Source organism: Xenorhabdus aichiensis (assembly GCF_028598775.1).
GTDB classification, from domain to species: domain Bacteria; phylum Pseudomonadota; class Gammaproteobacteria; order Enterobacterales; family Enterobacteriaceae; genus Xenorhabdus; species Xenorhabdus bovienii.
On record NZ_JAQRFO010000047.1, the window covers coordinates 20,297 to 33,646 of the forward strand.

At 41.8% G+C, this 13,350-nt stretch carries 15 protein-coding genes and 2 pseudogenes; 10 read left to right on the top strand and 7 right to left on the bottom strand.

Annotated features, from left to right (window positions below; translation table 11 throughout):
- Positions 1-16 precede the first annotated feature (16 nt).
- From PSI22_RS17155 to PSI22_RS17170, 3 genes are all read left to right on the top strand, one after another.
- Positions 17-451 (top strand): GNAT family N-acetyltransferase, encoded by a 435-nt coding sequence (locus PSI22_RS17155; RefSeq protein WP_273580794.1) that lies wholly within the window; start codon positions 17-19, stop codon positions 449-451.
- A 394-nt stretch (positions 452-845) separates the two neighbouring features.
- On the top strand, positions 846-1,781 hold the full coding sequence (locus PSI22_RS17160; protein WP_273580795.1) for a VirK/YbjX family protein: 936 nt from the start codon (positions 846-848) through the stop codon (positions 1,779-1,781).
- Positions 1,782-2,285: 504 nt separating this feature from the next.
- Positions 2,286-4,307 (top strand): NADPH-dependent 2,4-dienoyl-CoA reductase, encoded by a 2,022-nt coding sequence (locus PSI22_RS17170; RefSeq protein WP_273580796.1) that lies wholly within the window; start codon positions 2,286-2,288, stop codon positions 4,305-4,307.
- An 83-nt stretch (positions 4,308-4,390) separates the two neighbouring features.
- Here the strand turns inward: PSI22_RS17170 and sstT are convergent, their stop codons facing one another.
- Entirely contained in the window at positions 4,391-5,638 is a 1,248-nt protein-coding gene (sstT, locus tag PSI22_RS17175; RefSeq protein WP_273580797.1) for a serine/threonine transporter SstT, read from the bottom strand.
- A gap of 686 nt (positions 5,639-6,324) precedes the next feature.
- Here sstT and PSI22_RS17180 point away from each other — a divergent pair.
- The 4 genes from PSI22_RS17180 to PSI22_RS17195 all read left to right on the top strand — a co-directional run bounded on the left by PSI22_RS17180 (position 6,325) and on the right by PSI22_RS17195 (position 8,231).
- Entirely contained in the window at positions 6,325-6,993 is a 669-nt protein-coding gene (locus tag PSI22_RS17180) for a DedA family protein (protein WP_273580798.1), read from the top strand.
- A gap of 267 nt (positions 6,994-7,260) precedes the next feature.
- Positions 7,261-7,566 (top strand): ElaB/YgaM/YqjD family protein, encoded by a 306-nt coding sequence (locus PSI22_RS17185; RefSeq protein ID WP_273580799.1) that lies wholly within the window; start codon positions 7,261-7,263, stop codon positions 7,564-7,566.
- A gap of 1 nt (position 7,567) precedes the next feature.
- On the top strand, positions 7,568-7,969 hold the full coding sequence (locus tag PSI22_RS17190; protein ID WP_273580800.1) for a phage holin family protein: 402 nt from the start codon (positions 7,568-7,570) through the stop codon (positions 7,967-7,969).
- Entirely contained in the window at positions 7,962-8,231 is a 270-nt protein-coding gene (locus tag PSI22_RS17195) for a YqjK-like family protein (protein ID WP_273580801.1), read from the top strand. The genes PSI22_RS17190 and PSI22_RS17195 overlap by 8 nt, the downstream gene beginning before the upstream one ends.
- 250 nt (positions 8,232-8,481) lie before the next feature.
- Here PSI22_RS17195 and PSI22_RS17200 read toward each other — a convergent pair whose 3' ends face one another.
- From PSI22_RS17200 to PSI22_RS17220, 5 genes and pseudogenes are all read right to left on the bottom strand, one after another.
- Positions 8,482-8,793, bottom strand: a complete 312-nt coding sequence (locus PSI22_RS17200; protein WP_196245143.1) for an addiction module antidote protein — start codon at positions 8,791-8,793, stop codon at positions 8,482-8,484.
- A gap of 2 nt (positions 8,794-8,795) precedes the next feature.
- Positions 8,796-8,885, bottom strand: a pseudogene (locus tag PSI22_RS17205) (type II toxin-antitoxin system RelE/ParE family toxin); the annotation flags it as partial.
- A gap of 255 nt (positions 8,886-9,140) precedes the next feature.
- Positions 9,141-9,289, bottom strand: a pseudogene (locus tag PSI22_RS17210) (IS5/IS1182 family transposase); the annotation flags it as partial.
- Entirely contained in the window at positions 9,279-10,418 is a 1,140-nt protein-coding gene (locus PSI22_RS17215) for an NAD(P)-dependent alcohol dehydrogenase (RefSeq protein ID WP_273580802.1), read from the bottom strand. The gene PSI22_RS17215 and the pseudogene PSI22_RS17210, both read right to left, overlap by 11 nt.
- 295 nt (positions 10,419-10,713) lie before the next feature.
- The gene (locus PSI22_RS17220; protein WP_273580803.1) at positions 10,714-10,986 is read right to left on the bottom strand and encodes a helix-turn-helix domain-containing protein; all 273 of its coding nucleotides are present in this window, start codon (positions 10,984-10,986) and stop codon (positions 10,714-10,716) included.
- 121 nt (positions 10,987-11,107) lie between these two features.
- Between PSI22_RS17220 and PSI22_RS17225 the strand changes: the two genes are divergently transcribed.
- From PSI22_RS17225 to PSI22_RS17235, 3 genes are read left to right on the top strand one after another with little or no spacing between them, the layout of a single operon-like run.
- On the top strand, positions 11,108-11,308 hold the full coding sequence (locus tag PSI22_RS17225; RefSeq protein ID WP_273580804.1) for a hypothetical protein: 201 nt from the start codon (positions 11,108-11,110) through the stop codon (positions 11,306-11,308).
- 44 nt (positions 11,309-11,352) lie between these two features.
- Entirely contained in the window at positions 11,353-12,246 is an 894-nt protein-coding gene (locus tag PSI22_RS17230; protein WP_273580805.1) for a hypothetical protein, read from the top strand.
- Positions 12,247-12,296: 50 nt separating this feature from the next.
- A complete protein-coding gene (locus tag PSI22_RS17235; protein ID WP_273580806.1) occupies positions 12,297-12,698 on the top strand; it encodes a DUF1240 domain-containing protein in 402 nt (133 codons plus the stop codon).
- Between the two features lie 31 nt (positions 12,699-12,729).
- Here the strand turns inward: PSI22_RS17235 and PSI22_RS17240 are convergent, their stop codons facing one another.
- Positions 12,730-13,209, bottom strand: coding sequence for an Hcp family type VI secretion system effector (locus PSI22_RS17240; protein ID WP_273580807.1), 480 nt, complete (start codon positions 13,207-13,209; stop codon positions 12,730-12,732).
- Between the last annotated feature and the right edge of the window lie 141 nt (positions 13,210-13,350).

Genomic DNA, 13,350 nt, shown 5'->3' on the forward strand with positions numbered 1-13,350 from the left:
TCTGCGGAGATATATGATGTATATAAAGCAAGCCACCGAGACGGATTTTGCGATTCTTACCCAGATTTGGGAAGCCTCTGTGCGTGCTACCCATGATTTTTTGCCTGAAACTATAATTGAAGAGCTACGTCCCCTTATCTTGAATGATTACTTACCCAATTTAATCATCTATAAGGCTGTAAATAACCCACATATCATCGAAGGATTTGTGGCAGTCGATCAACAGCGAGTAGAAATGCTATTTATTTCACCACAGGCACGAGGTAAAGGGATCGGCAAGATGCTGCTGGCGTTTGCAATGACTGAATTGCAGATCAACGAACTGGATGTGAACGAACAGAATGAACAAGGTGTTGGCTTCTATAAGCATATGGGGTTTCAGGTTTTTGCTCGCTCAGAAGTCGATGGACAAGGGAATCCATTTCCACTATTGCACATGAAACTCGCTTAAATTCAGCCGATATTTATTTGCATTTTAGACAAACAAGAATAAGCCATTCATTGATAGCCCAGAATGTTAAACAGCAAACTGGGCTATTCAAGATAACAAATTACAATTTCACTTAAATATATTAACAATTACATCTTATTTATAAAATATATAAAATAAATAACTCATAATTACCATGAATATATTAATGCAATCTTATTTATATTAACCATTAATACTAATAAATCCCTCTTTAATAACATTAAATAAATAATAAGACTAATCAACAAATACCTGCATAAAAAACATTAAATAAAGAAATTTAAAGTAATTAAATGATTTACAAACGTTTTAATACCATTGAATGAATCAATGATATACTCGGTAAAGTTTTTAGTTATTGAGTTTAATCCTAATGAATTATCTACAACAACCTGCTTCTTCAGGTATGAAGCTGTTTGCTGATCTTGTCGGAAAGCGTGTTACCCCCGGTGAATACTGGCATTCTTCCAGTTATCGAACTAAATTCGCTCTGCGCAGCATTTTTACGCCTATTTCTACACTTAAGCTTTTGAATAAAATTGCTAAAACCCCGCTTTATAAAGATATTTTAAAAAAGCAACCCAGTTTGCCCTGCAAATTGCATCGGCCATATTTGAGCATCAATTTCAAGCGTAAACAGATTGTTTGTGCACTTAATGAACATTATAAGATATTATTTGAACAATTAGAGCCGGCTGTTATCAACAAAATATTTGATACTCATGCTTATTTGCTGGCAACGGTTCAGGGTAAAAATGAATCATTCATGATATATATTGATTCATTGGATAATCTGAATAAAGAAGGTGAGCTTTCGTTATATATTACTACAGCAGAAAATGCCATTCTGGCGAAATGCGCATTCACTTTATTGACGATTAAGGGTAAGCAAACATTATTCATTGGTGTATTGCAAGGCCCGGCTAAAATGGATAATTCTCTGGATATTATCCGCCATGCCACCAAAGAATGTTATGGATTATTTCCTAAGCGTTTGTTGATTGAAGCTATCTGCCGTTTTGCCTCTCATGCGAATTGTGAGCAGATCTTGGCGGTCAGCAACGAGACACATATTTATCGCAGTATCCGCTATTGGCATAAAAAGAAAGATAAGATGGTGGCCGATTATAACGCCTTCTGGGAATCCCTGAATGGTATCAGGAAGGAAAATAATGATTTCCATCTGCCATCAGCCATAGAAAGGAAGTCCCTGGAAGAGATCGCCAGCAAGAAACGCGCCGAATATCGCCGCCGTTACCAACTGCTGGACGAGCTGGATAACCATATCAAAGTAGCCCTTACTGATTAATCATCATCAAGAAGAGATACTTGATCGCCTGTTTAGCGTGGCTTTGCCATTAGCCATAAAGATGAGTTTTAATGGCAGGCCATTCGCTGGCAAACATGCTATATACACAAGTGTCTCTTATTGAATCCTCCCTTGCATGCAAATGACTGCGCAGAATATGCCCCCAGACGCTCGATGGCTTTGGGCAGAACATACATACCATGTTAAAGCACCGTTGATGCAATTGCCCCTCTTCAATAACCCGCACCACACTCCATGAAAGATTCAAATATCATCGGCATAAAAGAAACGCTGAACTATTTTTAAATATACCCACGTTAAATCCCAGAATTTGAAGAACGGTTTCCACTGGCACATCATTTCTTGATACTTGTCACAATCGCTTAACAAAACGGTTCCAATCAGGCTGGAACCGTCTAAATTTGATCCCAATCTCATCCGACCACTTAGTTATACTGAAAACAATAATACTTTTAAGTCACCAAATATTCGATGGAGAATGCAATGAGCAATTACCCTCACCTGCTGGCCCCGCTCGATTTGGGCTTTACCACCCTGAAAAACCGTGTTTTGATGGGGTCAATGCATACAGGGCTTGAAGAACATCCCGATGGTGCCCGACGACTGGCTCAGTTCTATGCAGAACGTGCGGCTGGCGGTGTCGCATTGATTGTAACCGGCGGTATTGCCCCAAACGAACAGGGCGTTGTTACAGCCGGTGCAAGTATTCTGAATAATGAAGATACCCTACCTCATCATCAAGTCATCACGGATGCCGTACATCAGGCGGGCGGCAAGATAGCCCTGCAAATCCTGCATACCGGACGTTACAGCTACCAGAAAAATCTTGTCGCGCCTTCTGCCATTCAAGCACCGATTAATCCTTTTAAGCCCCGTGAAATGTCTGAGGAAGATATCCAGCAGACGATCAGGGATTTCGCACGTTGCGCCCAACTCGCACAACAGGCTGGATATGATGGTGTCGAAATCATGGGTTCAGAGGGCTATCTCATCAATCAGTTTCTGGTCGCCCGCACTAATCACCGACAGGATAAGTGGGGGGGAAACTTCGAAAATCGTATGCGTTTTGCCGTGGAAATTGTTAAAGCTGCCCGCGCCATCACAGGAGAGCACTTTATTATTATCTATCGTCTCTCCATGCTGGATTTAGTGGAAGAAGGCTCTGACTGGCAAGAGATCGAACAACTGGCGAAGGAAATTGAAAAAGCTGGCGCTTCCATCATCAATACGGGCATCGGCTGGCATGAAGCGCGCATTCCAACCATCGCAACAATGGTGCCGAGAGCCGGCTTTAGTTGGGTAACTCAAAAATTGATGGGAAAAGTCAGCATTCCGTTGATTACCACCAATCGTATCAATGATCCCCATGTAGCTGAACAGACACTGAGTGAAGGCTGTGCCGATATGATTTCCATGGCACGCCCTTTCCTCGCTGACGCCGAATTTGTTTTAAAAGCCGAGCAAGACCGTGCTGATGAAATCAATACGTGTATTGGCTGCAACCAAGCCTGCCTGGACAGAATATTTGTCGGGAAATTGACGTCGTGCCTGGTCAATCCACGCGCCTGCCATGAAACTGAATTCATCTCTGAACCTGTGAAAGCACCGAAAACTATCGCCGTGATTGGTGCGGGGCCAGCGGGGTTGTCCTTTGCTGTCACTGCCGCCAGCCGAGGACATCATGTCACGCTATTTGAACGTGACAATAAGATTGGTGGGCAATTTAATATTGCCAAACAGATCCCCGGCAAAGAAGAATTCTATGAAACGCTGCGCTATTTTGATCGCCAATTGGCATTGAACGGTGTTGAGGTCAAGCTCAACCATACCGCAACAGCCAGTCAGCTTGCGTCGTTTGATGAAATCGTCATTGCCACGGGCATCATCCCACGGACGCCAGATATTGATGGCATTAACCATGAAAAAGTGCTGACTTACCTTGATGTACTCAAGCATAAACGCAATGTAGGGCAACGTATCGCCATTATCGGTGCAGGGGGCATTGGCTTCGATACGGCAGAATACCTGAGCCAAAACGGACAAAGCAGCAGCCTGAGTAGCCACGCGTTTAGCCAAGAGTGGGGCATCGATCAAACACTTTCCCACCGTGGTGGATTACAGCCGGAAGGCGCGCAAATGGAACGTTCTCCACGAAAAATTTATCTGCTGCAACGTAAGGATTCGAAAGTCGGCGAGGGTCTGGGCAAAACCACCGGGTGGGTTCACCGCGCCAGTCTATTGATGCGGGGCATCACGATGCTGAACAGCGTACAATACCTGAAGATTGATGATCAGGGGCTGCATATCAGTCGCAACGGTGAACAGCAATGTCTCGAAGTGGACAATGTGATTGTCTGCGCAGGGCAGGAGCCATTAAAAGATCTTTATCAGCCGCTGCAAACGATGGGAAAAAATGTACATGTGATTGGTGGTGCCGATGTCGCGCTAGAGCTGGATGCCCGTAGAGCAATTGATCAGGGAGCCAGATTAGCGCTTAAGATTTAACGGCGCAAACTTTAGACCTTATACGTAAAAACGGTGATAAAAAGCTATCCGCTGATTATCACCGTTTTTATTTCAGTCAATCATTAACGACGCTGGGATAACTGATCCGCATTAAGACGGGCATCTTCTGCCTGACAAGCCGCAGCGGTAAACAACACGTCAGTGGAAGAATTCAGGCCAGTTTCGGCAGAATCCTGCAATACACCGATAATGAAACCAACCGCAACAACTTGCATGGCAATTTCATTGGAAATACCGAACATGCTGCACGCCAGTGGGATCAGCAGCAAAGAGCCACCCGCCACCCCCGATGATCCACACGCACCAATCACAGCAACCACACTCAGCAAGATCGCGGTTGGCAGATCAACCGTCATTTCCAGTGTATTGACTGCCGCCAGCGTCAGCACCGTGATCGTCACCGCAGCACCCGCCATATTGATGGTTGCCCCCAATGGGATAGAAACTGAATAGGTATCCTCATTCAAATTCATGCGACGACACATTGCCATATTAACGGGAATGTTAGCCGCAGAGCTGCGGGTAAAGAATGCTGTCACACCACTTTCACGCAGGCAGGCAAAAACCAACGGATAAGGGTTGCGGCGGATTGTCCAGTAAACAATCAGCGGGTTGACCACTAAGGCAACAATAATCATACAGCCAAGCAGAACAGCCAGCAGTCGAGCATAGCCAAGCAGTGCTTCGAAGCCAGTTGTGGCAATAGTTGAAGCCACCAGACCGAAGATCCCGATAGGTGCCAGACGAATAATAACACGCACAATCTGTGTGACGGCTTCAGCCAGATCCTGAACTAAAGATTTGGTCGATTCTTTGGCATGACGTAAAGCAATACCTAAACCAATTGACCATGCCAGAATGCCAACATAATTGCCTTTTAATATCGCATCAATCGGATTAACAACGACGTTAAGCAAAATCCCCCTCATGACTTCAACGATATTGTCTGGCGGTGAAATTTTGGCATCATTAGTCACCAGTATCAGCGTTGACGGAAACAACGTACTGCCGATAACCGCCACTACCGCGGCACCGAATGTTCCAATCAGGTAAAGGAGTAAGATCGGGCGAATACTGGTTTTTTGTCCTTTTTTATGGTTTGCAATCGAGGACATCACCAATATCCACACCAACACAGGGGCAACAGCCTTCAGAGCACTCACGAAGAGAGAGCCAAGCAAATCAGCCGACTCAGCCGCAGAAGGTAACAGCCATGCCAATAATATCCCTGCAATTAATCCAATAATAATTTGAGTGACAAGACTTCCTTGTACAATATATTGCACAAAGCCTTTTTGTTGTTTTTCCATAGCCTATCCATTTGATATTTTTGGCTCAATGAGCCTATTGTTTTTGTGTTTGCTTCCCCAGTATAGGGAAATGAAGAAAACTAAAAAGAATAATTAATTGAAATATACAGACAACACAATATCTGATAACAAATTGTTTACATTTGTGTGATCGGAATGGCAATTTTTTGATTGCAGTCATACAGCAATGTGGCGTGAATCATAATAAAAAAACAGTAATTACTCTTTTTATTCAACAAATTATATTGAATCATCATTTTAACAACAACGATGAGAATCTGTACTGTCTCCAATATTATTAATGGATTACTTTTCGTTATCAAATGACACGACAAGGGCTGTTTGGCTGACAAAAAACATAAATTCAAGCAGTCCACATGATAAATAGTTAAATCATGCTATTTTGGGAAAACTTCACCGAATAATTAATCAATTGATATATGTCGAAGAATTTACTTTTACATTTGAATGAATGTTCAATTGGTCACCAAAATTTCCTGTTTCGCTACTGCTGATTTTGTTAGAGTGTCCCTGTTAGTTTTTATGCCATCTTGCAAGAAGCTCAAGGGTATTTTATGACAATCGGTACTTAATATTTTGTATTTTCAAAGTACCCAACAGAAACGCACCAGAAATGCACCATAAAAGTAAGATGTAATCCTTAATCCGCGTTTTAGGAACATTTGATGGAAATTGTAACAGACCTGATTTATGCACTTTGGCACCAAGATTATGAAACACTGGCTAACCCATCATTAGTATGGGCAATCTACATCCTGCTATTTACGATCCTATTTCTGGAAAATGGGATATTGCCTGCGGCTTTTTTACCGGGCGATAGCCTGTTGATATTAGTTGGCGTTTTGATCGCAAAAGATGCTATGAGCTTCCCCGCAACGATATTCATTCTCACCGCCGGAGCAAGCCTTGGTTGCTGGGTGGGTTATCTCCAGGGACGGTGGCTTGGTAATACCAAATTGGTTCAAGGCTGGCTATCACATCTTCCTGCTCACTATTACCAACGCGCACACAATCTGTTCCATCGCCACGGTTTATCCGCACTGCTGATCGGTCGTTTCCTTGCATTTGTCAGAACCCTGCTGCCAACCCTGGCAGGGATTGCCGGGCTGAAAAACGGACGTTTCCAGATTTTCAATTGGTTAAGTGGATTCCTGTGGGTCATCATATTAACTACTTTAGGTTATGCTCTTGGCAAAAGTCCGCTTTTCCGTCAATACGAAGAATATGTGATGAATTTTCTCGTTCTGTTACCACTGGGTTTGCTACTCATTGGCTTAATTGGCAGCCTGACGGTCATCTGGCGTAAGAAACGCGCTAACCATCCCCCTCAGTAATATCCTGTCGTGAAAATTTTTCTCCTACCAATACAAAGGCTGGCTTTTCCCTGTGGTATCGAGCCAAAACATACCACAGGGTATTGAACCTCCGACAAATTCCCTTCTCAACTGGCCTTCCTATTCCTCTATCCCGTGGCTATCCGTCGAACAAAATTTAAGCTTAATCTCAGGAAGAGCAGGATGATTTTTGACATCCGTACTTTAAACTCTTTATAAAAGCGACTATGTTAGAAATTCATCCATCGTACATTTCAGGAGCATAGTATGCCGCAGAAGAAAAACTCTGAAGATTTACGTACTGAATTGCAATCCCTTGCGGATACGCTGGAAGAAGTTCTCAATAGTTCCGGTGACAAATCCAAGGCTGAATTGGAAAAACTACGCAGTAAAGCAGAAAAAACGTTGAAAGATGCGCGAGTCACGCTCAGTGATGCTAGCGATAAGTTGGTCGATCAAACAAAAGAAATTGCAGGCCGTGCAGATAATTACGTCCGTGATAATCCGTGGACAAGTATAGGAATCGGTGCGGCAGTTGGTGCCGTGTTGGGTATTTTACTGGCAAAACGCTGAGATGACCCAACCACGCCGTTCACAAGGCCCTGGCAAAGGGATATTTGATACTTTACAGCGAGTGGCAGCGATTGTTGTTGGCATGGTTGAAACCCGTATCCGACTCATAGCCGTTGAGTTGGAAGAAAATACGACCACGCTGGTGCAGTTGCTGCTGCTGATAGGGTTTACGCTGTTATTTGCGACCTTTGGCCTGATGTGCCTGTTAATATTGATATTCTGGGTCATCGATCCTGTTTATCGGGCAACGGCAATGGCCATTACCGCAGGAATTCTGCTGATTCTCGCCGTGTCTAGTGCAATATGGACGATCAGGAAAACCAGAAAGCTGACTTTTTTCAATTCAACCCGTGAACAGCTAAAAATAGATCGCAAAATGCTGGAGGATGACCATCATGAATAAGTCACAGCGACAGCAGCGAGAATGGCGAAAACAGCAGTTATTACTGGAAATACAGCAGCAACGGCAATCACTTTCAGAGTGTACCCAACACTGGCTTGATATCATTCAGCCTTATGACAAAGGCTGGCAGACCCTGCTTGCCTTCAAGCCTTATGTCGCCATTGGCTCGGGTATCGTACTGATCTATGGCATATGCCATCCCATGAAGTTTTATCGCTGGTCACGCCGTATGGTTAGCCTCTTGGGATTTATTAGGGGATAGATACATTTTCTATAAATTATAGGCTATAAAAAAGGTTCATTTCTTACATAATTTGCTGGTTTCATTGGGTTAGGATTTGTCTAAAATCAGGTAGGACAGACTCTCAGCGTTGATTTCTTCTGGCGTCACTTGGTAAAAACCAAGTAACGCCAAGAGCACAGATTTGATACAACTCCCGTTCCGTGTATCGCTTTTAAAGCTCAATTGTACACTTTCGTGCTATTAGGCTTCAGCTCCTCATCTGGCCGGATTAAGCCATTGCTGCAATATGAGAAAATTGGAATCCTATTGCTGCAACTACATTTCGCAAAGTTTTCAAAGTCGGATTACCTTTAGGCGATAGTGTTCGATATAACGTCTCGCGTGAAACGCCAGCTTTATCTGCAATCAACGCCATTCCTCCTCGCGCTTCTACAACATGCCGCAATGCCATAAGAAATGCTTCCTGTCCGCCTTCTTCATCCATATCAACAAACGCCTGGTGCAGATAATGCTGTGCAAACTCAGGATCTTCACGGAGAAGCTGCACCATCGCATCATCATGTAAACGTGCTTTGGCCATAATCACCTCTTCAAATAGTCCCTCAGACATTCAATAGCCTGATCTATATCAGCGTCTTGGGTTCGTTTATCGCCCCCAAGTAACATAGCTACTCACAAAGAGTATGATAAATTAACAAAGAAGTATCGGAGACAAAAAAACCCACCAAAGCAATTCAAGCAACTACACACGAAGATGAATCAGACCTGTCGGCGTTTTTTCTCCTGTACCTGCAAGGCAACTAAGGCTGCATAAACTAGCAACGACAAGGTTATATGCCGATGTAGTATTTGGATAGTTTCTCTCAAATAGGAGTTTGAGTGTCAACGGGGCTATTAATACAGCCATTTAGATAGGGTCAGGCCTCATTAATTAAGCCAGAAGATTACGAGCAGCAGACATATAAAGTGTAAGCGCATCGGTCATACCGGGTCGCGATGCGCCTCCAGTCTTTGATTTTTGCAAACATGTTTTCTATTTTATAGCGTTGTTTGTAGAGTATTTTATCATAAGGTATCAATCTCAGAGATCAGAAGAACTGGCTTCAAAGTTTTTCCCGTTTCACTGTCTTTCGCCGCTTCATTGATCTTATCTAGCGGATAAAACTTAATCAGTTCGTCAAATGGAAAGCGTCCCTGCTGGTAAAGTTCAATAAGCTGCGGGACAAATATCTGTGGGACACTATCGCCTTCCACGATACCGCGAATGCTGCGCCCTTTTAAAAGCAGATTATTCACGTCAAATTCAGCCTTTGTGCCAAGTTTAGGTGCGCCAACAACACCAATGATACCAAGGCTGGCAAGCGTTTCAATCGCCTGACCAAGAACATCCGTCCGTCCCGTTGATTCAAGCGCAAAATCTGTCCCGCTACCAGTGATCTCAATGATCGCGGCAACAACATCTTGTTCTTTACTATTGACCGTATGGGTTGCTCCAAGTTTTTTGGCCAGTTCGAGGCGTGAAGTGACAACATCAACCGCGATGATCTTGGTTGCACCAACTACTCGTGCGGCCATAACAGCGCTTAACCCTACTGCACCCGCACCAAAGCTGACAAAACTGCTGCCCGGTGTGACTTTCAGCGAATTCATGACCGCACCCGCACCGGTTTGAATACCACAGCCAAGCGGCCCCAGCATTGCAAGTGGTGCTGTCTTAGGCACTTTAATCGCACTATTCTCCTTTGCAATCGTATAAGTAGCGAAGGACGATTGTGCAAAAAAATGATCATGCAAAGGCTGACCATGCATATCTTCAATTGCTGTTTGACCAGAAAGATCCGAACCACCAAAGTTCAGCCCAAAAAAATCGTCGCAATAGGCTCCATGCCCCTCAGAACAATGGTGACAATGGCCACAGGCACCATAAGTAAGAACCACATGATCGCCCACTTTTAATGTCTTAACCTGAGGGCCGACTTCTTCAACAATGCCAGCGCCTTCATGACCCAGCACGGCGGGTAGTGGAACAGGGTAATATTGATCGCGCACGATGAGGTCTGTGTGACAGAGCCCTGTAGCAACCATACGGACAAGAATTTCATTATAACGAGGGCCGCGGATACGGGCAGGTTCTATAGTAAAATCTTCGCCTTTTGAGCGTGTAACAGCCACTGTAATATCATGCAATTGATTCGTCACGGTCATAATTTTAGTTCCCTTTCTATAGAAAGATTGAATCGCCCCGTGTTTACCGGAGGGTTATTTGTTTATGAATTATGCGACTAATTAAGTTTGGCGGTTATATCAAGTTTGTCTAGCTTTGCTTAGATGATTTTTTCTTTTTGGGATTTTCGTCCCATTGGCCCCAAACCCCAAGTAGAGGAGCTATCCAAATTTCACTGACGAGGTTAAAAGATGTTAAAAATAAACGCTTCAATTTGTGGTTATTGATTTTCATTACCTAATGAAGACAGTTAAATCAGGTATAAGGATGTCGTTATCATGGGGTGTTTCTGGGTTTACGCTCTATCAGGTGGCCTGTGCTATCGAAATAACGGCTTGGCCAAATTTGGGCAGGGGGCATCTCAAGTTGGTTAGCAATGATCCATTCTCCTTTTGGCCAAGGCCGAATTAGGGTATTGGCTAATGTGGATGAACTTAATCCTGCCTTACGGGAGATAGCCGCTAAGGTCGTTCCTTGTTTGCGTAGTGCAGCGATGATATCGACAGGGGGCCAGTAGAGAAGGCGAAAACAGACACACAGGTAAAACAAGTTTTAGAGTAGTGCATGATTTTGTGCTTTTTTTAATGGTTAATTGTTATATGATTGATATGGCTATTTTTTATGTAAAAATGTTATATTCTCATTGTTAATTAATAATAGGAGATGTCGTATGGATGAGAGAGAAGAATTGATGCAGAAAATAAGTAATGTATTGATCAATACTCAAGTGGGATCAGAGGATAAGCTGGCTGTGATGATGATGTTCTGTTTTCAACTATTGTCATCAACTCAAGCTGATGGGGTGAATATGCGTGTTTCGGATGGCAGAGTTTTGTCATTAAAATTTGAGTCAGAAAAATTAAAACATTGAAATTATGAATGCATATCATAATTGGTTATTTCGTGAGGTGTTAAATGGATATTAAAAAGAAAAATGAATTTTTAGATCGGCATTTTTATGGAATTTATCAGATTGACGAAGCAGATGGAAAAACGAAGCGTTGGGACAAAACCAGTCAATATACTCGTTCTAAATCTGAACAGATTGGGGAAGCGATAGATCAGTTAGACCAAAATACAGAGCTTTTTGTTGTATTGACTATTGAAGAAGCTATTAATATTGTAAAAAATCTATGTGGACCTAACCCAAACTCATCATGGAAAGATGCCACTTTTTCATGTTCAGATGTTGCAACGTCATTTACAGGGAATATTATTGATGCCTATGCTTTTGGCCGATTGGCAAATGAACTCAGTAGTAATTTTGGTGTGAGAGTTACTGAATATGTTGATAGGTATGGTAATAGAAGTATAAAGTTAACAGGTCGAACAGGGGTTAGGAATTTTTTGACGGCTGCAAAATATAGTGCGAATCACTGGAAAATGATAGATATGGGTATAGGAACGCAAGGAATGCAAAATGGCATGATAACTGTAGCAAGATATTGTGTTATTGTTTCTGTTGGTTATAGATTTATTGAACTATTATTTAGGGATGAATATGATATTTACAATTTTTTTGGAAATATCACAATGGATGTAGCAAAGATAGCAGTTGGAATTTTTGTCGGCATGGCAGCTAACGCTGTTGCTGGAATGTTTATAGCTGCTGGTACCTATGTCCTCGCTGTGACTATTGGAGTCATTCTAGTTGGTATTGCTGTTGCTGGTTTATTATATTATCTTGATAATAAATTTGAATTAAGTAAAAAACTGATAGAGTATATGCGAGAAAATGAGCTAAGTGTAGCTGATAAGTTAGATTATCGTAAGCAGCCATTTGGTTACCCTTATCCAAATATAAGATAGTGATTTTATTTATCCTAATGGATTTTCAATCTAATTGTAAAGGGGTTGGCATGGATAATAAAAATAGATTTATTATTATAATAAGTTCTTTATTTTTAATTTTAATTATGTCTTCTACCATGTTTTTTATTTTTGAGGATATGATATCAATTGTTAAATTGGGGGACGAAATAACGTTTTCTTGGAAATTATTTTTGTTTTTCTTTGCATCCCCTCTGCCTTTTTATATGTGTGTTTGTGCTATTTATTATAGTATCACCTCAAAACCAGCGAGACTTAATAATACGATAATAAAAATCTTTATTGTCAATTTTTTTATTTTTTTATTTTTGAGCTTCCCTTTTTCTTGGTACTTAGATTCAAAGCTGAGGAGGGAAGGATATGTTATTTGTGAAAAAACATCATTTGTTTCACCGAATAAATATGTTAAATATCCAAGTTTATGTCGCTAAGCATATATAAAATATATGCTTAGTTTTTTACTTAGTAGACTCGGTCTTCCCATATACTATATGCGGAAGTTCCTGCTGTTACATGGTTCCATGAAATGGATTTATAATTGAGGACAACTTTTTCATACGGCATCTTATCATGATCATTTATTGAGTGAGGGTAAACACAGGAAAGATCAGTGATCGTTGCTTCTGTGATTTTGACTTCATAAAAAAGTTCTAATTGTCCTGTCTGGCTTGTTCTATAGAAAATAAACGCACCATTCAGTGATTCGTTGGAATCTATAGCCATTGCTAATAATGGGGAGGATTTGTCTATGGGTTTGACAAATTGTACTGGATTATGACTTACGTTCTGTTGACGCATTATCGAGTGATTTAAACTCAATACCTGTATTTGGTCTTCGTGTCCCTTTTGGTATCGGTTTCCTATGGAATCGAGAGTAGAACACCCTGCTGATATTAAGCCTTGTTTCTTACCATTTAACGATAAATAAATAATATATGACATAAGTATTACCATCCTAGTTTTTTATTAAAATCATGTTGGCATAGTGGTCTAAGCTAGAGAGAAACAACTTAACACATTAAAAAACTTGTGATGGTATCGTCAAGGCAAAAAAGATCTTCTTAAGATCCTTTTGGTGAGGTT